This window comes from Fictibacillus norfolkensis, assembly GCF_014836645.1.
Taxonomy (GTDB): domain Bacteria; phylum Bacillota; class Bacilli; order Bacillales; family Fictibacillaceae; genus Fictibacillus; species Fictibacillus norfolkensis.
The window spans coordinates 21,656-44,857 of record NZ_JACSQM010000013.1; the positions used below are offsets into that span (position 1 = coordinate 21,656).

A 23,202-nucleotide genomic window follows, 5' to 3' on the forward strand; every position below is an offset into this window, starting at 1 on the left:
CCAATAACTTACATTCCATAAGGAGGAAATTATAATGTCTAAAGAGCAAATCATTGAAAGCTTAAAAACAATGACTGTTTTAGAGCTTAACGACCTAGTAAAAGCAATCGAAGAAGAGTTTGGTGTAACTGCTGCTGCTCCTGTAGCTGCTGCTGGTGCTGCTGCTGGAGAAGCTGCTGCTGAGCAAACTGAATTCGACGTAATTCTTACAAGTGGTGGAGCTTCAAAAATTAAAGTTATCAAAGTTGTTCGTGAACTTACAGGTCTTGGCCTTAAAGAAGCGAAAGAGCTTGTTGACGGAGCACCAAAGCCAGTTAAAGAAGGCGTTGCTAAAGAAGAAGCTGAAGAAATCAAAGCTAAACTTGAAGAAGTTGGCGCTGCTGTTGAAGTTAAGTAATTCAAAAGAAAAGGTTCGCCCGATGGCGGACCTTTTTGTTTGTTTCGCTTAATCTTTTAGAATAAATTTATTCTAAATTAGCAGTTTCTAATCTTGTCTCTTCTTTGAACAGTTGATTGAAGTGGAAGGTGCGAGACTCCTGCAGGACAGGCGGGCAGGTGAGACACTTATACGTGAAACGTACGAATGTGGGTCAGCGCTTGCCCTGCGGAAAGCGAGCACCTGAAACGGAAATCAACACTACCGAATGCGACATTGTAAAAGCATCTTTATAGATAGACCGTTAAAGAATTTGGGAACGGGAATACTGTCTTTATCAGAAGGTAAGGAGAGTTTAAAAACGATGAAAAACCATTATTATTCTGAAACACCTGGTACAGAAAGCAAAAGAGAAACATGGGATTTTTCTTTAAACGGCGAAAAGTTTCGTTTTACGACAGATGCTGGTGTCTTTTCGAAGAAAGAAGTAGATTTTGGCAGTCGTGTTTTAATAGAGTCCTTTGTACCTCCAGAAGTATCTGGTGATTATATAGATGTAGGATGCGGTTACGGGCCAATCGGGCTTTCGCTTGCTAGAGCGGAACAAGATCGTGTTGTTCAAATGGTGGATATCAATGAAAGAGCAATTGAACTTGCTAAGCTGAACGCAGATAAGAACAAGGTTGATAATGTAAAGATCTATAAAAGTTACTTATTTGCTGAAGTGAAGGATGAAGAGTTCGCTGCCGTTATCACAAATCCGCCGATTCGTGCAGGTAAGACGGTCGTTCATCAAATTTTTGAAGAAGCTTATCACAAACTTTGCGTTGGTGGCGAGTTATGGGTAGTTATTCAAAAGAAACAAGGTGCGCCATCTGCTATGGATAAAATGGAACAATTATTCGGCCAAGTTGAAACGGTTGCGAAGAAAAAAGGCTACTATATTTTACGCGCAATAAAAGTTTGACTTGATAAATTCCGTATGTTAGTTTTATAAAATGCCAATGGATTCGCATTTTGCTGCTTATTTTTCGTGGTAAGCGAAAAAACGTTGATAAATCAACGTTTTTTACTCATGTTTAGACGTATAGAATGCGAAAAAGTTGGACAAAATTATATAATAGCTTTTATCAAAATAGGAAAACTGCGGTTTTAAAAATATGAAACCCTTTTTCTTTTTGTTTTCTAACCTTCTTAATAGAATGTTAGAAAGAAATATGATACACGAAAAAAACGCTGGATTTGAGGGGTGAAGCAGTTGACAGGTCAACTAGTTCAGTTTGGACGCCACCGCCAACGAAGAAGTTATGCAAGGATTAGCGAAGTGCTTGAATTACCAAACTTAATTGAAATTCAAACCGCTTCCTATCAATGGTTTCTTGATGAGGGGTTACGTGAAATGTTCCGAGACATTTCGCCGATTGAGGATTTTACAGGGAACCTCGTTTTAGAGTTTATTGATTATAACTTAGGTGAGCCGAAGTATCCTGTAGATGAATCAAAAGAGCGCGATGTTACTTACGCTGCTCCGCTTCGTGTGAAAGTGCGTCTGATCAATAAAGAGACGGGCGAAGTAAAAGAGCAGGAAGTATTTATGGGAGATTTCCCGTTAATGACAGATACGGGAACCTTTGTGATCAACGGGGCAGAGCGTGTAATTGTATCACAGCTCGTTCGTTCACCAAGTGTTTACTATAGTGAGAAAATCGACAAAAACGGTAAAAAAGGTTTTACCGCTACTGTCATTCCAAACCGCGGTGCTTGGCTGGAGTTCGAAACAGATGCTAAGGACGTAGTTTATGTGCGTATTGACCGCACAAGAAAAATCCCTATTACCGTATTGCTTCGTGCTTTAGGGTTTGGGTCTGATCAAGAAATCATTGATTTGCTTGGAGAAGACGAGTATCTACGCAACACGCTAGATAAGGATAATACAGAAGGAACGGAAAAAGCCCTTCTAGAAATCTATGAGCGTCTTCGTCCGGGAGAGCCTCCAACAGTAGATAATGCAAAAAGTTTATTAGATTCTAGGTTCTTTGACCCTAAACGCTATGACTTAGCAAACGTTGGACGCTACAAAATCAATAAAAAGCTTCATATAAAGAATCGTCTCTTTAACCAGAAACTAGCTGAAACACTTGTTGATGCTGAAACTGGTGAAGTGATCGCTGAAGAAGGTACGCTTCTTGACCGTAGAACGCTAGATAAGATTATCCCTGCTCTTGAGAATGGTGTAGGCTTTAAAACCGTAACACCAGCAGGAGGAGTGGCTGAAGATCAAGATATCGCACTTCAATCTATCAAAGTCTATGCGCCTGATGATCAAGAGGGTGAAAGAATCATTAATGTTATTGGAAACGGACTTGTTGATAAAGAAATTAAAAACATCACGGTTTCTGACATTATTGCTTCTATCAACTACTTCTTCAACTTATTGCATCAAGTAGGTACAACAGATGATATTGACCATCTTGGAAACCGTCGTCTGCGTTCAGTTGGTGAGCTTCTTCAAAACCAATTCAGAATCGGACTTTCCAGAATGGAACGTGTTGTGCGTGAGCGTATGTCGATCCAAGACACAAATGCGATCACACCACAAGCGTTGATCAATATTCGTCCTGTTATTGCATCTATTAAAGAGTTCTTCGGAAGCTCTCAGCTTTCACAGTTCATGGATCAAACGAACCCGCTAGCAGAATTGACGCACAAACGTCGTCTATCTGCACTAGGGCCAGGTGGTCTTACACGTGAGCGTGCAGGCTTTGAAGTTCGTGACGTTCACTACTCTCACTACGGTCGTATGTGTCCGATTGAGACGCCAGAGGGTCCGAACATCGGTTTGATCAACTCACTTTCTTCTTATGCAAAAGTGAACCAATATGGATTTATCGAAACACCATACCGTCGGGTTGATCCTGAAACAGGTCGTGTAACGAGCCGTATTGATTACTTGACTGCTGATGAAGAAGATTTATACGTAGTTGCACAGGCGAACTCTATCTTAGGTGATAACGGAGAGTTCATGAACGAAGACGTAATCGCACGTTTCCGGGGTGATAACACTGTTGTTAAACGCGAACGCATCGATTATATGGATGTATCGCCGAAACAGGTAGTATCCGCTGCGACAGCATGTATTCCGTTCTTAGAAAATGATGACTCCAACCGTGCTCTAATGGGAGCGAACATGCAACGTCAGGCTGTACCTTTACTTGTTCCTGAATCACCAATCGTTGGTACAGGAATGGAGCACGTTTCAGCAAAAGACTCTGGAGCTGCAGTTATCTGTAAGCACGAAGGAATTGTTGAGCGCGTTACAGCGAAACAAGTTCAAGTACGCCGCATTAAAGAAGTAGATGGCAAGGAAGTTTCAGGCGACCTTGACACTTACAATATGCTTAAGTTTATTCGTTCCAACCAAGGAACGTGTTATAACCAGCGTCCGATCGTAAGCACAGGTAACCGCGTGACGAAAGGGGAAATCTTAGCGGATGGCCCTTCAATGGAAGTCGGTGAACTTGCTTTAGGTCGTAACGTACTTGTTGCCTTCATGACTTGGGAAGGTTACAACTACGAGGATGCTGTTATCATGAGTGAGCGTCTCGTTAAAGATGACGTTTATACTTCGATCCATATTGAAGAATATGAGTCAGAAGCGCGTGATACAAAACTTGGACCGGAAGAAATCACTCGTGATATTCCAAACGTCGGAGAAGATGCATTACGCAACCTGGACGAACGCGGAATCATTCGTGTTGGTGCAGAAGTTAAAGATGGAGATATCTTAGTTGGTAAAGTAACGCCTAAAGGTGTAACTGAATTAACAGCTGAAGAACGTCTATTACATGCGATTTTCGGTGAAAAAGCTCGTGAAGTCCGCGATACATCATTGCGTGTACCTCACGGTGGAGATGGAATCATCCTTGACGTTAAAGTGTTTAACCGTGAAGATGGCGATGAACTACCTCCGGGTGTGAATCAGCTCGTTCGTGCATACATCGTGCAAAAACGTAAGATTCATGAAGGAGATAAGATGGCCGGCCGTCACGGAAACAAAGGTGTAATTTCTAAAATTATGCCTGAAGAAGATATGCCTTATCTTCCAGATGGAACACCAGTTGACATCATGTTAAACCCGTTAGGGGTACCTTCCCGTATGAACATCGGTCAGGTATTGGAGCTTCACCTTGGAATGGCTGCTCGTCAGCTAGGCATTCATGTTGCTACACCGGTATTCGATGGAGCACGTGAGGAAGATGTTTGGTCTACGATCGAAGAAGCTGGAATGGCTCGCGATGGTAAAACAGTACTTTATGATGGACGTACAGGTGCTGCGTTTGATAACCGTGTATCAGTTGGGGTTATGTATATGATCAAACTGGCTCACATGGTTGATGACAAGCTACATGCTCGTTCAACTGGACCTTACTCACTTGTTACACAGCAGCCTCTTGGCGGTAAAGCTCAATTTGGAGGTCAGCGTTTCGGTGAGATGGAAGTATGGGCGCTTGAAGCATATGGCGCGGCATACACACTACAGGAAATTCTTACGGTTAAATCCGATGATGTTGTCGGCCGTGTGAAAACGTATGAAGCCATCGTTAAAGGCGAAAACGTTCCTGAACCAGGTGTTCCAGAATCATTTAAAGTATTGATCAAAGAACTTCAATCTCTTGGAATGGACGTTAAGATCTGTTCTGGAGATGACAAGGAAATTGAAATGAGAGAGCTTGATGATGAAGACGATCAGGCAAGCGAGAAACTAAATCTAAATCTTGAGTCTTACACTTCGAATGACTAAAACAGGATATCAAAAGGGAGGTACGCTCCTTGATAGACGTAAATAATTTTGAATATATGAAAATTGGTCTTGCTTCACCGGACAAAATCCGGTCGTGGTCAAGAGGGGAAGTAAAAAAACCTGAAACAATCAACTACCGTACACTTAAGCCCGAAAAAGACGGCTTGTTCTGTGAAAGAATTTTCGGTCCTACAAAAGACTGGGAATGTCATTGCGGAAAGTATAAGCGCGTCCGTTATAAAGGCGTGGTTTGTGACCGTTGTGGTGTTGAAGTAACAAGAGCTAAAGTTCGACGTGACCGTATGGGTCACATCGAGCTTGCTGCTCCTGTATCTCACATTTGGTACTTCAAAGGTATCCCAAGCCGTATGGGTCTTGTTTTGGATATGTCTCCAAGAGCATTAGAAGAAGTAATCTACTTTGCTTCATACGTTGTTACTGATACAGGAGATACTCCTCTTGAGAAGAAACAACTGCTTTCAGAGAAGGAATACCGCACATACCGTGAAAAGTATGGAAAAGGTTTCACTGCACAAATGGGTGCAGAAGCGATCAAACGTCTTTTAGAAGACATCGATGCTGAAAAAGAAGTTGAGATGTTGAAAGAAGAGCTTAAAACAGCACAAGGCCAACGCCGTACTCGTGCGATTAAGCGTTTAGAAGTACTAGAAGCATTCCGTCACTCAGGCAACCATGCCGATTGGATGATTCTAGAAGTACTTCCGGTTATTCCACCGGAATTGCGTCCGATGGTTCAGCTTGATGGTGGACGTTTTGCCACATCTGACCTTAACGACCTTTACCGTCGTGTTATCAACCGTAATAACCGTCTGAAGCGTCTATTAGACTTAGGTGCTCCAAACATTATCGTTCAAAATGAAAAACGTATGCTTCAAGAAGCAGTTGATGCATTAATCGATAATGGTCGTCGTGGCCGTCCGGTTACTGGACCAGGAAATCGTCCGTTAAAATCACTTTCACACATGCTGAAAGGGAAACAAGGTCGTTTCCGTCAAAACTTGCTAGGTAAACGTGTTGACTACTCTGGACGTTCGGTTATCGTAGTAGGTCCGAACTTAAAGATGTACCAATGTGGTCTTCCTAAAGAGATGGCACTTGAGCTCTTCAAACCATTCGTTATGAAAGAGCTAGTATCAAAAGGTCTTGCACACAACATCAAGAGTGCAAAACGCAAAGTAGAGCGCGTTCAGCCAGAAGTTTGGGATGTTTTAGAAGAAGTTATTCGTGAACACCCAGTTCTACTAAACCGTGCACCTACACTTCACAGACTTGGTATCCAAGCATTCGAACCAACGCTTGTAGAAGGCCGTGCAATCCGTCTTCACCCGCTCGTATGTACAGCTTACAACGCTGACTTTGACGGTGACCAAATGGCGGTCCACGTTCCTCTATCTGCTGAAGCACAAGCAGAGGCTCGTATCTTAATGCTAGCTGCCCAGAACATCTTGAACCCGAAAGATGGTAAGCCGGTAGTAACACCATCACAGGATATGGTTTTAGGTAACTATTACCTGACTCTTGAACGTGAAGGAGCTATTGGTGAAGGGTCTGTATTTAAAGACATCAACGAGGCGATCATCGCTTATGAAAATGGATTCGTGCACTTGCATTCTCGTATTGCAGTACCTGTATCCAGCTTAAATAAAGAAACGTTCACGGATGAACAGCAATCTAAGCTTCTTATGACGACAGTAGGTAAGTTGTTATTCAACGAGATCCTGCCGCCGTCATTCCCTTACATTAACGAACCGACTACAACGAACCTTCAAGTGGAAACACCTGAAAAGTACTTCTTAGATCCGGCTGCTAATGTAAAAGAGGAAATCCAGAAGCATGAGGAAATTGTTCCATTCAAGAAAGGTATCTTAGGTAAGATTATCGCGGAAGTATTCAAACGCTTTAAGATTACTGAAACGTCTAAGATGCTTGACCGCATGAAGGACTTAGGATTTAAATATTCTACGCGCGCTGGTATTACGATCGGTGTATCCGATATCGTAGTATTACCTGAAAAGCAAGAGATCCTTGCTGTAGCCGAAGAAAAAGTAGTAAACGTTACTAAGCAATTCAGACGTGGTTTGATCACGGAAGAAGAGCGCTATGAGCGTGTAATCAATGTTTGGAGTTTGGCGAAAGACGAAATCCAAAATAAATTGATGGGTACACTTGATAAGCGAAACCCAATCTTCATGATGAGTGACTCCGGTGCCCGTGGTAACGCATCTAACTTTACGCAGCTAGCTGGTATGCGTGGTCTGATGGCCAACCCGGCTGGTAAAATCATCGAGCTTCCAATCAAATCAAGTTTCCGTGAAGGCTTAACAGTACTCGAGTACTTTATCTCTACTCACGGAGCGCGTAAAGGTCTTGCCGATACAGCCCTTAAAACAGCTGACTCAGGTTACCTTACTCGTCGTTTGGTTGACGTTGCTCAAGATGTTATCGTACGTCAAGATGACTGTGGAACGGACCGTGGCTTAGAGGTTGCAGCTATTAAAGAAGGCAACGAAATTATCGAGCCTCTTCATGAGCGTTTGATTGGACGTACTGCTTATAAAAAGGTATATCATCCTGAAACAAAAGAACTTCTTTTAGACGTTAATCAGCTGATCACTGAAGACATGGCCGCTCATATCGAAGAAGTAGGCGTGAAAGCAGTAACGATCCGTTCTGTATTTACATGTGACACACGTCACGGCGTTTGTAAGAAATGTTACGGACGAAACCTTGCAACAGGCTCTGATGTTGAAGTTGGGGAAGCTGTTGGAATTATCGCTGCTCAATCCATCGGTGAGCCAGGTACACAGCTTACAATGCGTACCTTCCATACAGGTGGAGTAGCAGGGGACGATATCACACAAGGTCTTCCGCGTATCCAAGAATTGTTTGAAGCGCGTAACCCGAAAGGTCAAGCGGTTATCTCTGAGCTTGAAGGTACGGTTGTTGGCGTGAATGACAATAAGGATAAACGTGAAGTAGTCGTTCAAGGTGAAATTGAATCTAGATCTTACACGATTCCTTTCGGAGCACGTATTAAAGCGGTCGAAGGCGATAAGGTAACTGCCGGTCAAGTATTGACGGAAGGTTCGATCGATCCTAAAGAATTAATTAAAGTACGTGGTGCAGAAGGCGTACAAGAATACCTATTGCGTGAGGTTCAGAAAGTTTACCGTATGCAAGGGGTAGAAATCGGAGATAAGCACGTTGAAGTAATGGTTCGCCAAATGCTTCGTAAAGTGCGCATCATCGATTCTGGTGATTCTCAAGTACTTCCAGGAGCTCTTATGGATATTCATGCCTTTACGGATGTTAACCGTAGTGTACTTCTTGAAGGTGGAACTCCTGCTACAGGTCGTCCAGTGCTTCTTGGTATTACAAAAGCATCTCTTGAGACAGAATCATTCTTATCTGCTGCATCATTCCAAGAGACAACGCGAGTTCTTACAGATGCTGCCATCAAAGGTAAGCGTGACGAATTGCTCGGACTTAAGGAAAATGTTATTATTGGTAAGCTGATCCCGGCTGGAACGGGTATGAACCGTTACAGAAACATCGGAATCAACTCACCAGTAGTTGAAGATGAGAACAATGAAGAGGCTGAATTGCCTACAGAACTTGTTTCTCAAGATTAATAAATGAAATGTTGACATCGGGAGCGCATCGGTGATATGATTACGGATGTGCTCCTAAGATTTGTTACTTTGGAGGATATTCGTATGTCTTATGAAAAAGTGACACAGGCTTCTGAAATTATCGTAGGTACTAAGCAAACAATCAAAGCTTTACAGAACGGCGAAGTCAAAGAGCTGGTCGTTGCGGAAGACGCCGATTTTCGAGTAACGAGCAAAGTATTGCAGATTGCCGAAGAGAAGCACGTACCGATCGTAAAGGTTGATTCCATGAAAAAGCTTGGAAAAGCATGCGGTATAGATGTCGGGGCCGCAACTGTTGCGATAAAAGGATAAAATTCATGTTTTTGCGATGGGCATCAATATCGCTCCTCTCGCAAAAACTTTCTTTTGTCCTAAAATGAACCACCTGGGTCGGTGGTATTACGAAAAAAGAGAGGAGGAAATACAAAATGCCTACAATTAACCAATTAGTTCGCAAAGGTCGTGTTTCTAAATCAAAGAAATCTGACTCTCCTGCGTTAAACAAAGGTTACAACAGCTTCAAAAAGTCCCAAACTAACGTTTCATCTCCGCAAAAGCGTGGAGTTTGTACACGTGTTGGTACTATGACTCCTAAGAAGCCGAACTCGGCGCTTCGTAAGTATGCGCGTGTTCGTCTAACTAACGGAATCGAAGTTACAGCTTACATTCCTGGTATTGGCCACAACCTTCAAGAGCACAGTGTTGTTCTTATCCGTGGAGGACGTGTAAAAGATTTACCGGGGGTACGTTACCACATCGTTCGTGGTGCTCTTGATACGGCTGGTGTTACTAACCGTATGCAAGGTCGTTCTAAGTACGGAACGAAGCGTCCAAAGGAAGCTAAGAAGTAATATTTTTTAAAATAAACTAAACAACTATCAGAAAGGAGGGGACCACATGCCACGTAAAGGACCTGTTGCTCGTCGTGATGTGTTACCTGATCCAATTTACAAGTCTAAGCTTGTAACTCGTCTAATCAATAAAATTATGATTGACGGTAAGAGAGGGGTAGCTCAAACAATCTTGTACAATGCGTTCGATCTTATTAAAGAACGTACGAACCAAGATCCTATGGAAGTGTTTGAACAAGCTCTTAAAAATATCATGCCAGTTCTTGAAGTTCGTGCTCGCCGTGTTGGTGGAGCTAACTACCAAGTACCAGTTGAAGTTCGCCCAGAGCGTCGTACAACACTAGGACTTCGTTACCTAACGAACTACTCTCGTCTACGCGGAGAAAAGACAATGGAAGAACGTCTTGCGTATGAGATCATGGATGCTGCTAATAACACTGGTGCTTCAGTTAAGAAGCGCGAAGATATGCACAAAATGGCAGAAGCAAACAAAGCGTTTGCTCACTACCGCTGGTAAAATCATAGAGACAGTTCTCGGACTGTCTCTAAAACACTATAAAAATTCCTTTTAAAAAGGGAAGGAGAGAAATTCATGGCTAGAGAATTCTCCTTAAAAAATACTCGTAATATCGGTATCATGGCTCACATCGATGCTGGTAAAACAACGACTACTGAACGTGTTCTTTACTATACTGGCCGTATCCATAAAATTGGTGAAACTCATGAAGGAGCTTCACAAATGGACTGGATGGAGCAGGAACAAGAGCGTGGAATCACGATTACTTCCGCTGCTACTACTGCTCAATGGAAAGGTCACCGTGTCAACATCATTGATACACCAGGACACGTAGACTTTACAGTTGAAGTAGAACGTTCATTACGTGTATTAGACGGAGCGGTTGCATTACTTGATGCTCAATCAGGTGTTGAACCACAAACAGAAACAGTTTGGCGTCAAGCGACTACTTACGGGGTACCTCGTGTAGTATTCGTAAACAAAATGGACAAGATCGGTGCGGATTTCTTATACTCCGTTAAAACGATTCATGACCGCCTAGGTGCTAACGCTCACCCGATCCAATTACCGATCGGTGCGGAAGACCAATTCGAAGCAATCATCGACTTAGTTGAAATGAACGCTGTATTCTACGGAAACGACCTTGGTACTGATATCGAAGTTCGTGAAATTCCTGAAGAGCACATGCCGTTGGCTGAAGAATACCGTAACAAGTTAATTGAAGCGGTAGCTGAGCTAGACGAAGAAATGATGATGAAGTACTTAGAAGGCGAAGAAATTACGAAGGAAGAGCTTAAAGCAGGTATCCGTCAAGGAACTTGTAACGTTGAGTTCTACCCAGTAATGTGTGGTTCGGCATTTAAGAACAAAGGTGTTCAGCTTATGCTTGATGCAGTTCTTGATTACCTTCCATCGCCGGTTGATGTACCAGCTATTAAAGGTATTCTTCCAGACTCAGAAGATGAAGTAACTCGTGAATCAAGCGACGAAGCACCATTCTCTGCGCTTGCATTTAAAGTTATGACTGACCCTTATGTTGGTAAGTTAACATTCTTCCGTGTGTACTCAGGTACACTTAACTCTGGATCATACGTACAGAACTCTACTAAAGGAAAGCGTGAACGTGTTGGACGTATCCTTCAAATGCATGCAAACTCCCGTGAAGAGATCTCTATCGTATACGCTGGAGATATCGCAGCTGCTGTAGGTCTTAAAGACACTACAACTGGTGATACACTTTGTGATGAAAAGAACCTTGTTATCTTAGAATCCATGGTATTCCCAGAGCCAGTTATCTCACTATCTATCGAGCCGAAGTCTAAAGCAGACCAAGACAAGATGGGTATGGCGCTTGCTAAGCTAGCTGAAGAAGATCCAACATTCCGTACTGAAACAAACGAAGAAACTGGACAAACGATCATCGCAGGTATGGGTGAGCTTCACCTTGACATCCTAGTTGACCGTATGCGCCGTGAATTCAAGGTAGAAGCTAACGTGGGTGCTCCTCAGGTTGCTTACCGTGAAACAATTCGCCAAGCTGCTAAAGTTGAAGGTAAATTCGTTCGTCAGTCTGGTGGTCGTGGACAATATGGTCACGTATGGGTTGAATTCGAGCCAGGTGAAGAAGGATCTGGATTTGTATTTGAAAACAAAATCGTTGGTGGGGCAGTTCCTCGTGAATATATCCCTGCTGTTCAAGCTGGTATTGAAGAATCAATGAAAAACGGTATGCTTGCTGGTTTCCCATTACTTGACCTTAAAGCTCGTATTGTTGATGGTTCTTACCATGATGTTGACTCCAACGAGATGGCGTTTAAGATTGCCGGTTCAATGGCACTTAAGAACGCAAAAGCTAAATGTGACCCTGCAATTCTAGAACCGATCATGAAAGTAGAAGTAACGGTTCCAGAAGAATACATGGGTGATATCATGGGTGACGTAACTTCTCGTCGTGGACGTGTTGAAGGTATGGAAGCTCGTGGTAACGCACAAATCGTTAAAGCGATGGTTCCACTTGCTGAGATGTTCGGATATGCAACTAGCTTGCGTTCTCGTACACAAGGCCGCGGTACTTACTCAATGCACTTTGATCACTACGAAGAAGTACCTAAGTCAATCTCTGAAGAAATCATCAAAAAGTCAACTGGAGCTTAATCTCTTCAGTTGTAAGAAACAACATTTTCATGTAATCTAAAATGGGCAGTACAAACTGTCTGTTTTAAATAAAAAATCTACTATATGTAACCATATTTAAGGAGGAATCTTTCTCATGGCTAAAGAGAAATTTGATCGTTCCAAAACGCATGCTAACATTGGTACTATCGGTCACGTTGACCATGGTAAAACAACTTTAACAGCTGCTATCTCTACTGTTCTTGCAAAGAAAAACGGTAAAGGTGTAGCAATGGCTTATGACCAAATCGACGGTGCTCCAGAAGAGCGCGAGCGTGGAATCACTATCTCAACTGCACACGTTGAGTATGAAACTGATTCTCGTCACTATGCACACGTTGACTGCCCAGGACATGCTGACTATGTTAAGAACATGATCACTGGTGCAGCACAAATGGATGGTGGGATCCTAGTAGTATCTGCTGCTGACGGCCCAATGCCACAAACTCGTGAGCACATCCTTCTTTCTCGTCAAGTAGGTGTACCTTACCTTGTTGTATTCATGAACAAGTGTGACATGGTAGACGACGAAGAATTACTTGAACTAGTTGAAATGGAAGTTCGTGACCTTCTTTCTGATTACGATTTCCCTGGAGATGACATTCCTGTAATCAAAGGTTCTGCTCTTAAAGCTCTTGAAGGAGATGCTGAGTGGGAAGCTAAAATCTTGGAACTAATGGATGCTGTTGATTCTTATATCCCAACTCCTCCACGTGACGTTGATAAGCCTTTCATGATGCCAGTTGAGGATGTATTCTCAATCACTGGTCGTGGAACAGTTGCTACTGGACGTGTTGAGCGTGGACAAGTTAAAGTCGGTGACGTAATCGAGATCCTAGGTCTTACTGAAGAGCCAAAATCAACAACTGTAACTGGTGTTGAAATGTTCCGTAAGCTTCTTGATTATGCTGAAGCTGGTGACAACATTGGTGCACTTCTTCGTGGGGTTTCTCGTGAAGATGTTGAGCGTGGACAAGTTCTTGCTAAGCCAGGTACTGTTAAAGCTCACACTAAGTTCAAATCAGAAGTTTATGTTCTTTCAAAAGAAGAGGGTGGGCGTCACACTCCATTCTTCTCTAACTACCGTCCTCAGTTCTACTTCCGTACAACTGACGTAACTGGTATCATCCAACTTCCTGAAGGCGTAGAAATGGTTATGCCTGGAGATAACGTTGAGATGACTGTAGAACTAATCGCTCCAATCGCTATCGAAGAAGGAACTAAGTTCTCTATTCGTGAAGGTGGACGTACAGTTGGTGCAGGCGTAGTTGCAACAATCACTGAGTAATCACATTACTCTTTTATAAAAAAGCACTCTCCTTTTGGAGGGTGTTTTTTTGTTTATATTAGAATTCGTTTCAATCAAGGCTGTTTTTCTTATGCTTTGTTGCTTTTGGAAGTGGTTAATTTCCGTTCCAGTGCTCGCTTTCCGCGGGGCAGGCGGCGAGACACATTCGAACGTTTCACATTTAAGTGTCTCATCTGCCCGCCTGTCCCGCAGGAGTCTCGCACTTCCACTCCAATCAACTGTCAAAAGAGGCAAGATTAAAGGAACATTCTTATAGAAATCAGTATTTATAAAACATATAAAATTGTTTTAAAAGCAATTAAGGTAAATAGATATAGCTCTGTTAAGTAGGAAACAGCTACACAGATCGTTATATCCAAATGTAATTCGAGCAAAATTCCGCGAGTTCACACCATAAATTCGAAAGTTGTAGAATCAACTTCAAGCTCGCCGCTGCTGGAGCTGAAACAATTTAAATTCACCGCCACCATTCGCGTCTCTTCTATATATATAGAAGAAACACATTCAAATATGTAAAAGATGAAAAAGAAAGTTGAAATCTGCTGATAAAGTCTCTATAATAGAAAAAGTGCGATTAGCAATAAATAAATGCAAATAACACTTGCATTGGGCGTTGCTTTTCTCTATAATAAGTAATGTTGGTCATTCACTGCGATGATCCGGAAGGTTGCTGACACACTAGGCCCCTTTGCCATGGCTGGTGATATCAGGTTGAATTTCCGCGGAGCAATGTCTGTTTATCAAAATAGGCGAATAAAGGAGGGAAAAAAATGGCAAAGCAAAAGATTCGTATCCGTTTAAAGGCGTATGATCACAGAATTCTTGATCAATCAGCTGAAAAAATCGTTGAAACTGCTAAGCGTTCAGGAGCAAAGGTATCAGGTCCTATCCCACTACCTACTGAGAAAGCGATCTACACGATCCTTCGTGCGGTTCATAAGTACAAGGACTCTCGTGAGCAGTTCGAAATGCGTACTCATAAGCGCTTGATCGATATTATCGAGCCAACACCACAAACAGTTGATTCGTTAATGCGTTTGGATCTACCGTCTGGTGTAGACATCGAAATTAAATTATAATTTCACGTTTGCTTATAAATATTTTTACTTATTAATAGGAGGTGTGACGAATGACCAAAGGAATCTTAGGTAGAAAAATTGGTATGACTCAAGTTTTCGCAGAAAACGGAGATCTAATTCCAGTTACTGTAGTAGAAGTAACTCCTAACGTTGTTCTTCAAAAGAAATCCGTTGAGAATGATGGCTACGAAGCTATCCAACTTGGATTTGATGATAAAAAAGACTCTCGTTCTAACAAGCCACAAGCAGGACATGCTGCTAAAGCTAGCACGAGCCCTAAGCGCTACGTTAAAGAATTCCGTAATGTTGATGTTGCGGGATACGAAGTTGGTCAGGAAGTCAAAGCTGACATTTTTGCAGAAGGTGACGCTGTAGACGTTACTGGTACATCTAAAGGAAAAGGATTCCAAGGTGTTATCAAACGTCACGGGCAATCACGCGGGCCAATGAGCCATGGTTCCCGTTACCACCGTCGTCCTGGTTCAATGGGTGCTGTTGACCCTAACCGTGTTTTCAAAGGGAAAGCATTACCTGGACGTACTGGCGGAGATACAGTAACTGTACAAAACTTAGAAGTTGTAAGAGTTGATGCAGAACGTAATCTTCTACTAATCAAAGGTAACGTACCTGGAGCGAAAAAGAGCTACGTTACAATTAACTCTGCTGTTAAAGCAAAGGATGCTAAATAAGGAAGGAGGACAATCTGATGCCAAAAGTAGCATTATTTAAACAAGATGGTACTCAAGCTGGCGATATCGAATTAAACGATTCCGTTTTCGGTATTGAACCAAATAAAAGCGTGCTTTTCGACGCTGTTATTATGCAGCAAGCATCACAGCGCCAAGGAACGCACGATGTAAAGAACCGTTCTGAAGTTGCTGGTGGTGGACGCAAGCCATGGAAACAGAAAGGTACTGGACGTGCTCGTCAAGGATCTATCCGTTCTCCACAATGGGTTGGCGGTGGAGTGGTTTTCGGACCAACACCAAGAAGCTATTCTTACAAATTACCTAAGAAGGTTCGTCGCTTAGCTATTAAATCAGCGCTATCTTCTAAGGTTCTAGATAACGACTTAATCGTTTTAGAAGGACTTGCATTCGAAGCTCCTAAAACAAAGGAAATGATGCAAGTACTTGCAAATCTATCCGCAGATCGTAAAGCATTAGTTGTAACAGCTGATTACAATGACGCTGTTGCATTGTCTGCACGTAACATCCCTGGCGTAACAGTTGTTACGGCTAACGGCGTTAGTGTTCTTGACGTGTTAAACCACGACAAGCTTCTTATGACTAAAGACGCTGTGGAAAAAGTAGGGGAGGTGCTCGCATAATGGAAGCTCGTGATGTGATTAAGCGCCCCGTTATTACAGAGCGTTCTACTGAAATAATGGCTGACAAAAAATACACGTTCGAAGTTAACCCTCGTGCTACTAAGACTCAAATCAAAGGCGCACTAGAAGAAATCTTTGGCGTGAAAATTCAATCTGTTAACACTGCTACCTACAAAGGTAAGTTTAAGCGTGTAGGCCGTCATACTGGTTACACTTCTAAACGTAAAAAAGCTGTAGTTACATTAACTCCAGAAAGCAAAGAACTCGACTTTTTTGAAGGAGTTTAAAAAGAACTCGTAAAGGAGGGAAATTACAATGGGTATCAAAAAGTTTAAACCGACAACTAACGGTCGTCGTAATATGTCTCAGCTTGACTTTGCTGAAATTACAACTGACCAACCAGAAAAATCCTTGCTTGCTCCTCTTAGCAAAAAAGCTGGGCGTAACAACCAAGGTAAACTAACTGTTCGTCACCAAGGTGGAGGACACAAGCGTAAGTATCGTATCATCGATTTCAAACGTAACAAAGACGGAATACCAGGTCGCGTTGCTACAATCGAGTACGATCCAAACCGTACGGCTAACATCGCGCTAATCCACTATGCAGATGGTGAGAAGCGTTATATCTTAGCTCCAAAAGGAATTAAAGTAGGGCAAGAAATCATGTCCGGTACTGAAGCTGATATTAAAGTAGGTAACTCACTTCCATTAGCTAACATTCCTGTAGGTTCTACAATTCACAACATCGAACTTAAGCCTGGTAAAGGTGGACAATTGGCTCGTTCAGCTGGTGCTGAAGCTCAACTTCTTGGTAAAGAAGAAAAGTATGCGCTAGTTCGTCTAGGTTCTGGTGAAGTTCGTATGATCCTTCTTACTTGCCGCGCAACAATCGGTCAAGTTGGAAACTTAGAGCATGAACTTGTGAACGTTGGTAAAGCAGGTCGTTCTCGTTGGAAGGGTATCCGCCCAACAGTTCGTGGTTCTGTAATGAACCCTAACGATCACCCACACGGTGGTGGTGAAGGACGCGCTCCAATCGGACGTAAATCACCAATGTCTCCATGGGGTAAACCAACTCTTGGATATAAAACTCGTAAGAAAAATAGCCAAACTGACAAGTACATTGTACGTCGTCGCAAAAAATAATGTGATTGTACTACGGTTCAATCGAGCCGTAGCGCAAACACAAAGGGAGGTTCTCAAATGGGTCGCAGTTTGAAAAAAGGGCCTTTTGTAGATGACCACTTGATGAAAAAGGTCGAGGCACTTAATGAATCTAACGACAAGAAAGTAGTTAAAACTTGGTCTCGTCGTTCTACGATTTTCCCTGACTTCATCGGTCACACAATCGCTGTTTATGATGGTCGTAAGCACGTGCCGGTTTATTGTACAGAAGATATGGTCGGTCACAAGTTAGGTGAGTTTGCACCTACTCGTACTTACAAAGGCCATGCAGCTGATGATAAGAAAACAAGACGTTAACTGAGGGGAGGTACACAAAATGGAAGCAAAAGCAATTGCTAAACAAGTGCGTATTGCTCCTCGTAAAGCTCGCATCGTAATCGACTTGATTCGAGGCAAGCAAGTAGGTGAGGCACTTGCGATTCTACGTTTGACGCCTAAAGCAGCTTCTCCTGTAATTGAAAAGGTGCTTAAGTCTGCTATCGCAAACGCAGAACACAACTATGAAATGGAACCGAACAACTTGGTGATTAAGCAAGCGTTCGTTGATGAAGGTATTACTCTTAAGCGTTTCCGTCCTCGTGCGATGGGTCGCGCAAGCCGTATCAACAAACGTACTAGCCACATCACAATCGTTGTTTCTGAAAAGAAGGAGGGTTAAGACGTGGGTCAAAAAGTAAATCCAATAGGTCTACGTATTGGCGTCATCCGTGACTGGGATTCAAAATGGTACGCTGAAAAGGATTACGCTAATCTTTTACATGAAGACCTTAAGATCCGTTCTTATATTGAAAAGCGTTTAAAAGACGCTGCTGTATCAGGTGTTGAAATCGAACGTGCAGCTAACCGTGTGAATATCACAATCAAAACTGCTAAACCAGGAATGGTTATCGGTAAAGGTGGATCTGAAGTTGAAGCACTTCGTAAAGCCCTTAACGACATCACTGGTAAAAGAGTTCACGTAAACATCTTTGAAATCAAACAAGCTGACGTTGATGCTAAGCTAGTTGCTGAAAACATCGCTCGTCAACTTGAAAACCGTGTATCTTTCCGTCGTGCTATGAAGCAGGCGATCCAACGTGCAATGCGTATGGGTGCGAAAGGTATCAAAACACAAGTGTCAGGCCGTCTTGGCGGAGCTGATATCGCTCGTGCTGAACATTATAGTGAAGGTACAGTTCCTCTTCACACACTTCGTGCAGACATCGATTACGGTACTGCTGAAGCAGACACAACTTACGGTAAGCTTGGAGTTAAAATCTGGATTTATCGTGGTGAGGTCCTTCCAACAAGAGGAACGAAAAAAGAGGAAGGAGGCAAATAATTATGTTATTGCCAAAACGTGTTAAATATCGTCGTGAACACCGCGGTAAAATGCGTGGGAACGCAAAAGGCGGTACTGAAGTTCATTTCGGAGAATTCGGTTTGCAAGCTCTTGAAGCTAGCTGGATTACTAACCGTCAGATCGAAGCAGCTCGTATTGCGATGACTCGTTATATGAAGCGTGGCGGTAAAGTATGGATTAAAATTTTCCCGTCTAAGCCTTACACTGCAAAGCCTCTAGAAGTCCGAATGGGATCTGGTAAAGGTGCTCCTGAAGGATGGGTAGCTGTAGTTAAGCCAGGAAAAGTTATGTTTGAAATCGCAGGTGTCTCTGAAGAAGTGGCACGCGAAGCGTTGCGTCTTGCAGCACACAAACTTCCTGTAAAATGTAAGTTTGTTAAACGCGAAGAAGTGGGTGGTGACACAAATGAAGGCTAATGATATTCGTAACCTGACCACTGCAGAAGTTGAACAAAAAGCAAAAGCACTTAAAGAAGAGCTTTTTAACCTTCGTTTCCAACTAGCGACAGGTCAACTTGAAAACCCGGCCCGCATTCGTGAAGTTCGTAAAGCAATTGCCCGTGCAAAAACGGTTTTACGCGAAAGAGAGCTTGGGATTACTAACGGTTAAATCTTGAGAGGAGGTTCGCACAATGAGTGAACGTAACCAGCGCAAGGTGTACACTGGTCGTGTTGTTTCTGACAAGATGGACAAAACGATTACAGTGCTTGTTGAAACATACAAGACTCACACTTTATATAATAAACGCGTTAAATACTCTAAAAAGTTAAAAGCGCATGATGAAAACAACACTGCTAAGATTGGCGATATCGTAAAGGTTATGGAAACGCGTCCGCTTTCTAAAGACAAGCGATTCCGTCTAGTTGAAGTAGTACAAGAAGCAGTAATTATTTAATAAATTGTTCGGATTATACTCATATCCGAAAGGAGGTCCATTCGCATGATTCAACAAGAATCCCGTTTAAGAGTAGCTGATAACTCCGGTGCGAAAGAGTTACTTTGCATTAAAGTTCTTGGTGGTTCTGGTCGTAAGTACGCTAACGTTGGTGACATCATCGTTTGTTCGGTTAAGTCCGCAACACCAGGTGGCGTTGTTAAGAAAGGTGACGTTGTTAAAGCGGTAGTGGTACGTACTAAGCGTGGTATGCGCCGTAACGACGGATCTTACATCCGCTTTGATGAGAACGCGGCTGTAATCGTTAAGGATGATAAAGGTCCTCGAGGAACTCGTATCTTCGGACCAGTAGCACGTGAACTTCGTGACAAGCAATTTATGAAAATCGTATCTCTTGCTCCAGAAGTTCTTTAATATATTTACTAGCAAGGCGTTTATTGTCTTGTAAGGAGGTGCAACATCACAATGCCATTGCATGTGAAAAAAGGCGATAAAGTACAAGTTATTTCCGGCAAGGATAAAGGTAAACAAGGTGTGATCCTTGAAGCTTATCCGAAGCTAAACAGAGTGCTTGTTGAAGGCGTGAACGTTGTTAAGAAACACGCAAAACCTTCTCAAGCTAATCCACAAGGTGGAATCCTTAGCCAAGAAGCACCAATTCATGCTTCTAACGTAATGCCTCTTGACCCTAAAACTGGTGCTCCTACTCGTGTAGGCTACAATGTAGTTGATGGGAAAAAAGTTCGTGTGGCCAAAAAATCTGGTGAAACCCTAGATAAATAAGTCTCAGAGTGAAAGGAGGACACATAATGAACCGTCTACAAGAGCGATATAAAGCAGAGATCTTACCATCTCTAATGGAAAAGTTTAATTACACTTCAGTAATGCAAGCACCAAAGATCGAAAAAATCGTTATCAACATGGGTGTTGGTGAAGCAGTATCCAACTCTAAAGTGTTAGATACAGCAGTAGAGGAACTTACAGCAATCGCTGGTCAAAAGCCTGTGATCACGCGTGCTAAGAAATCTATCGCTGGATTCAAACTTCGTGAAGGTATGCCGATCGGATCAAAAGTTACACTTCGCGGAGAGCGCATGTATGACTTCCTTGATAAGTTAATCAGCGTTTCCCTTCCACGTGTACGTGACTTCCGCGGGGTTTCCAAGAAGTCTTTCGACGGCCGCGGTAACTACACGCTTGGAGTTAAAGAGCAATTGATCTTCCCAGAGATCGACTATGATAAAGTAAACAAAGTTCGCGGAATGGACATCGTTATCGTAACGACTGCGAACACTGACGAAGAAGCACGTGAGCTTCTTACACAAGTCGGAATGCCGTTCCAAAAATAACCTTTAGCCAAAGGAGGTTTACCCGTGGCAAAGAAATCCATGATTGCTAAGCAACAACGCAAGCAAAAGTTCGGAGTGCAAGAATATACGCGCTGTGAACGTTGCGGGCGTCCTCATTCAGTAATCCGCAAGTTCAAACTGTGCCGTATTTGTTTCAGAGAACTTGCTTACAAAGGTCAAATTCCTGGCGTTAAAAAAGCCAGCTGGTAATACCCTGAAAAAAGGGAAGGAGGTAACTAGTAATGGTTATGACAGATCCAATTGCAGATATGCTTACTCGTATCCGCAACGCAAACACTGTTCGTCACGATAAATTGGAGCTTCCTGCTTCTAATATGAAAAAAGAAATCGCAGAAATCCTAAAGCGTGAAGGTTTTGTTCGCGATGTGGAATATGTAGAGGATAGCAAACAAGGAATGATTCGTATCTTCCTTAAATACGGTTCTAACAATGAGCGTGTAATCTCAGGTCTTAAGCGTATCTCTAAGCCTGGTCTACGTGTTTATGCAAAATCAACTGATCTTCCACGTGTACTTGGAGGACTTGGTATTGCGATCGTATCTACTTCTAAAGGCATTATGACTGATAAAGAAGCTCGCCAAACACAAATGGGTGGCGAAGTACTAGCGTACGTTTGGTAATAAATAGCGAATGGAGGTGTCAACATGTCTCGCGTAGGTAACAAACCGATTGAAGTTCCAGGTGGCGTTACGATCGATGTTGCAACTGACAACACGGTTTCTGTAAAAGGCCCTAAAGGTGAACTTTCTCGCAAATTCAATGCTGACATTAAGATTAATGTTCAAGATAACGAAATTACTGTGGAACGCCCGAGCGACCACAAAGAGCACCGTGCATTGCATGGTACAACTCGTAGCGTACTAAACAACATGGTTATCGGTGTAACTAGCGGTTATGAAAGAGCTCTAGAAATTATCGGGGTTGGATATCGTGCTTCCAAAGCTGGTAACAAGCTTGTTCTTAACGTAGGTTACTCTCATCCTGTTGAAATCGTTCCTGAGCAAGGGATCGACATCGAAGTACCTTCTAACACGAAGGTAATCGTTAAGGGTATTGACAAGCAACGTGTTGGTGAAGTTGCTGCAAACATCCGTTCAGTTCGTTCACCTGAGCCTTACAAAGGTAAAGGTATTCGTTACGAAGGTGAATTCGTTCGCCGTAAAGAAGGTAAAACTGGTAAATAAAGCCGTTAGGTAGCGGAAAGGAGTGCAAAGGATGATCACGAAAGCAGATAAGAATGTCGCTCGTAAGAAAAGACATGCTCGTGTTCGCCGCGTTGTAAGCGGAACAGCACAACGTCCTCGTTTGAACGTATTCCGTTCTACAAAGCACATCTATGCTCAATTGATCGATGATCAAGCAGGTGTAACAATTGTATCTGCATCTTCCCTTGATAAAGGTGTAAGTGTAGAAAACGGTGGGAACGTAGATGCTGCTAAAGCGATTGGTCAAGAAATCGCAAAGCGCGCAGTTGAAAAAGGAATCAAATCGGTAGTATTTGACCGAGGCGGATATTTATATCACGGACGTATTAAAGCATTAGCAGACGCAGCTCGTGAAGCTGGGTTAGAATTTTAATCGAAGGAGGGAACCTGATGCGTATCGACCCTAACAAACTTGAACTTGAAGAACGCGTCGTTACCGTTAACCGTGTAGCTAAGGTAGTAAAAGGTGGACGTCGTTTCCGCTTTGCTGCAGTAGTTGTAGTTGGTGACAAAAACGGTCACGTTGGATTCGGTACTGGTAAAGCCCAAGAGGTACCAGAAGCGATCCGTAAGGCGATTGAAGATGCTAAGAAGAACTTAGTAACTGTACCGATCGTAAAAACAACAATTCCTCACCAAGTAATTGGACGCTTTGGAGCAGGTAACGTACTTCTTAAACCTGCATCTGAAGGTACTGGGGTAATTGCTGGTGGACCTGTACGTGCGGTATTGGAGCTTGCTGGTGTAGGTGACATCCTTTCTAAGTCACTTGGATCTAACAACCCAATCAACATGGTTCGTGCAACTATCGAAGGTTTGAAAAATTTAAAGCGTGCTGAAGACGTTGCGAAACTTCGCGGTAAATCAGTACATGAGCTTTTAGGTTAAGGAGGGAACTTTAGATGGCTAAGAAATTAGAAATCACCCTCACTCGTAGTGTTATCGGCCGTCCTGAAAACCAACGTATCGTTGTTAAGACACTTGGTTTGCGCAAAATGCACCAGACGGTTGTACACGAAGATAACGCGGCTATCCGCGGTATGGTTAACAAGGTGTCTCACCTTTTAACAGTGAAAGAATTAGAAGCTTAATAGTA

General features: G+C 42.8%; 29 protein-coding genes. All 29 read left to right on the plus strand.

The window, feature by feature from the left end:
- Positions 1–34 precede the first annotated feature (34 nt).
- Positions 35–397 (plus strand): 50S ribosomal protein L7/L12, encoded by a 363-nt coding sequence (gene rplL, locus H9648_RS18915; RefSeq protein WP_191755311.1) that lies wholly within the window; start codon positions 35–37, stop codon positions 395–397.
- 343 nt (positions 398–740) lie between these two features.
- Positions 741–1,343 (plus strand): class I SAM-dependent methyltransferase, encoded by a 603-nt coding sequence (locus H9648_RS18920; protein WP_191755312.1) that lies wholly within the window; start codon positions 741–743, stop codon positions 1,341–1,343.
- Between the two features lie 291 nt (positions 1,344–1,634).
- Positions 1,635–5,177 (plus strand): DNA-directed RNA polymerase subunit beta, encoded by a 3,543-nt coding sequence (gene rpoB, locus H9648_RS18925; protein ID WP_191755313.1) that lies wholly within the window; start codon positions 1,635–1,637, stop codon positions 5,175–5,177.
- 29 nt (positions 5,178–5,206) lie between these two features.
- A complete protein-coding gene (gene rpoC / locus H9648_RS18930; RefSeq protein ID WP_191755314.1) occupies positions 5,207–8,830 on the plus strand; it encodes a DNA-directed RNA polymerase subunit beta' in 3,624 nt (1,207 codons plus the stop codon).
- Positions 8,831–8,914: 84 nt separating this feature from the next.
- Positions 8,915–9,163: a 50S ribosomal protein L7ae-like protein gene (locus tag H9648_RS18935; protein ID WP_066237983.1), complete on the plus strand. Its 249-nt coding sequence runs from the start codon at positions 8,915–8,917 to the stop codon at positions 9,161–9,163.
- Between the two features lie 116 nt (positions 9,164–9,279).
- Complete coding sequence (gene rpsL / locus H9648_RS18940; protein WP_191755315.1) at positions 9,280–9,702, plus strand: 30S ribosomal protein S12; 423 nt, start codon at positions 9,280–9,282, stop codon at positions 9,700–9,702.
- A 46-nt stretch (positions 9,703–9,748) separates the two neighbouring features.
- Complete coding sequence (gene rpsG, locus H9648_RS18945; RefSeq protein WP_066237973.1) at positions 9,749–10,219, plus strand: 30S ribosomal protein S7; 471 nt, start codon at positions 9,749–9,751, stop codon at positions 10,217–10,219.
- Between the two features lie 75 nt (positions 10,220–10,294).
- The gene (gene fusA / locus H9648_RS18950; protein ID WP_191755316.1) at positions 10,295–12,373 is read left to right on the plus strand and encodes an elongation factor G; all 2,079 of its coding nucleotides are present in this window, start codon (positions 10,295–10,297) and stop codon (positions 12,371–12,373) included.
- Positions 12,374–12,488: 115 nt separating this feature from the next.
- Positions 12,489–13,679 carry an elongation factor Tu gene (gene tuf, locus H9648_RS18955; protein WP_191755317.1) on the plus strand — a complete coding sequence of 397 codons (1,191 nt, stop codon included), beginning with the start codon at positions 12,489–12,491 and terminating at the stop codon, positions 13,677–13,679.
- Positions 13,680–14,470: 791 nt separating this feature from the next.
- A complete protein-coding gene (rpsJ, locus tag H9648_RS18960) occupies positions 14,471–14,779 on the plus strand; it encodes a 30S ribosomal protein S10 (protein ID WP_053356198.1) in 309 nt (102 codons plus the stop codon).
- A gap of 50 nt (positions 14,780–14,829) precedes the next feature.
- Positions 14,830–15,468: a 50S ribosomal protein L3 gene (gene rplC, locus H9648_RS18965; protein WP_066390667.1), complete on the plus strand. Its 639-nt coding sequence runs from the start codon at positions 14,830–14,832 to the stop codon at positions 15,466–15,468.
- A gap of 17 nt (positions 15,469–15,485) precedes the next feature.
- The gene (gene rplD, locus H9648_RS18970; RefSeq protein ID WP_066390669.1) at positions 15,486–16,109 is read left to right on the plus strand and encodes a 50S ribosomal protein L4; all 624 of its coding nucleotides are present in this window, start codon (positions 15,486–15,488) and stop codon (positions 16,107–16,109) included.
- Entirely contained in the window at positions 16,109–16,396 is a 288-nt protein-coding gene (gene rplW, locus H9648_RS18975) for a 50S ribosomal protein L23 (RefSeq protein WP_137792245.1), read from the plus strand. The genes rplD and rplW overlap by 1 nt, the downstream gene beginning before the upstream one ends.
- Before the next feature lie 28 nt (positions 16,397–16,424).
- The gene (gene rplB, locus H9648_RS18980) at positions 16,425–17,255 is read left to right on the plus strand and encodes a 50S ribosomal protein L2 (RefSeq protein WP_066390675.1); all 831 of its coding nucleotides are present in this window, start codon (positions 16,425–16,427) and stop codon (positions 17,253–17,255) included.
- Positions 17,256–17,312: 57 nt separating this feature from the next.
- Positions 17,313–17,591, plus strand: a complete 279-nt coding sequence (rpsS, locus tag H9648_RS18985) for a 30S ribosomal protein S19 (protein ID WP_066237951.1) — start codon at positions 17,313–17,315, stop codon at positions 17,589–17,591.
- A 19-nt stretch (positions 17,592–17,610) separates the two neighbouring features.
- The gene (rplV, locus tag H9648_RS18990; protein WP_066237948.1) at positions 17,611–17,952 is read left to right on the plus strand and encodes a 50S ribosomal protein L22; all 342 of its coding nucleotides are present in this window, start codon (positions 17,611–17,613) and stop codon (positions 17,950–17,952) included.
- 3 nt (positions 17,953–17,955) lie between these two features.
- Positions 17,956–18,615: a 30S ribosomal protein S3 gene (gene rpsC / locus H9648_RS18995; RefSeq protein ID WP_066237945.1), complete on the plus strand. Its 660-nt coding sequence runs from the start codon at positions 17,956–17,958 to the stop codon at positions 18,613–18,615.
- Positions 18,616–18,617: 2 nt separating this feature from the next.
- On the plus strand, positions 18,618–19,052 hold the full coding sequence (gene rplP / locus H9648_RS19000) for a 50S ribosomal protein L16 (RefSeq protein WP_066237943.1): 435 nt from the start codon (positions 18,618–18,620) through the stop codon (positions 19,050–19,052).
- Positions 19,042–19,245 carry a 50S ribosomal protein L29 gene (rpmC, locus tag H9648_RS19005; RefSeq protein WP_066237940.1) on the plus strand — a complete coding sequence of 68 codons (204 nt, stop codon included), beginning with the start codon at positions 19,042–19,044 and terminating at the stop codon, positions 19,243–19,245. The genes rplP and rpmC overlap by 11 nt, the downstream gene beginning before the upstream one ends.
- Positions 19,246–19,267: 22 nt before the next feature.
- Positions 19,268–19,531 carry a 30S ribosomal protein S17 gene (gene rpsQ, locus H9648_RS19010; protein WP_066390676.1) on the plus strand — a complete coding sequence of 88 codons (264 nt, stop codon included), beginning with the start codon at positions 19,268–19,270 and terminating at the stop codon, positions 19,529–19,531.
- A gap of 45 nt (positions 19,532–19,576) precedes the next feature.
- Positions 19,577–19,945 (plus strand): 50S ribosomal protein L14, encoded by a 369-nt coding sequence (gene rplN / locus H9648_RS19015; RefSeq protein WP_191755318.1) that lies wholly within the window; start codon positions 19,577–19,579, stop codon positions 19,943–19,945.
- Between the two features lie 57 nt (positions 19,946–20,002).
- A complete protein-coding gene (gene rplX / locus H9648_RS19020; protein WP_066294477.1) occupies positions 20,003–20,314 on the plus strand; it encodes a 50S ribosomal protein L24 in 312 nt (103 codons plus the stop codon).
- A gap of 26 nt (positions 20,315–20,340) precedes the next feature.
- Positions 20,341–20,880, plus strand: coding sequence for a 50S ribosomal protein L5 (rplE, locus tag H9648_RS19025; protein ID WP_066390678.1), 540 nt, complete (start codon positions 20,341–20,343; stop codon positions 20,878–20,880).
- A gap of 24 nt (positions 20,881–20,904) precedes the next feature.
- Positions 20,905–21,090: a 30S ribosomal protein S14 gene (gene rpsN / locus H9648_RS19030; protein WP_066390681.1), complete on the plus strand. Its 186-nt coding sequence runs from the start codon at positions 20,905–20,907 to the stop codon at positions 21,088–21,090.
- Positions 21,091–21,122: 32 nt separating this feature from the next.
- Positions 21,123–21,521, plus strand: a complete 399-nt coding sequence (rpsH, locus tag H9648_RS19035; protein WP_191755319.1) for a 30S ribosomal protein S8 — start codon at positions 21,123–21,125, stop codon at positions 21,519–21,521.
- Between the two features lie 24 nt (positions 21,522–21,545).
- Positions 21,546–22,085, plus strand: coding sequence for a 50S ribosomal protein L6 (rplF, locus tag H9648_RS19040; protein WP_191755320.1), 540 nt, complete (start codon positions 21,546–21,548; stop codon positions 22,083–22,085).
- Positions 22,086–22,116: 31 nt separating this feature from the next.
- Positions 22,117–22,479 carry a 50S ribosomal protein L18 gene (gene rplR / locus H9648_RS19045; RefSeq protein ID WP_066237916.1) on the plus strand — a complete coding sequence of 121 codons (363 nt, stop codon included), beginning with the start codon at positions 22,117–22,119 and terminating at the stop codon, positions 22,477–22,479.
- 14 nt (positions 22,480–22,493) lie between these two features.
- The gene (gene rpsE, locus H9648_RS19050; RefSeq protein ID WP_191755335.1) at positions 22,494–22,994 is read left to right on the plus strand and encodes a 30S ribosomal protein S5; all 501 of its coding nucleotides are present in this window, start codon (positions 22,494–22,496) and stop codon (positions 22,992–22,994) included.
- 14 nt (positions 22,995–23,008) lie between these two features.
- Positions 23,009–23,197: a 50S ribosomal protein L30 gene (gene rpmD, locus H9648_RS19055; RefSeq protein WP_066237910.1), complete on the plus strand. Its 189-nt coding sequence runs from the start codon at positions 23,009–23,011 to the stop codon at positions 23,195–23,197.
- Positions 23,198–23,202 lie beyond the last annotated feature (5 nt).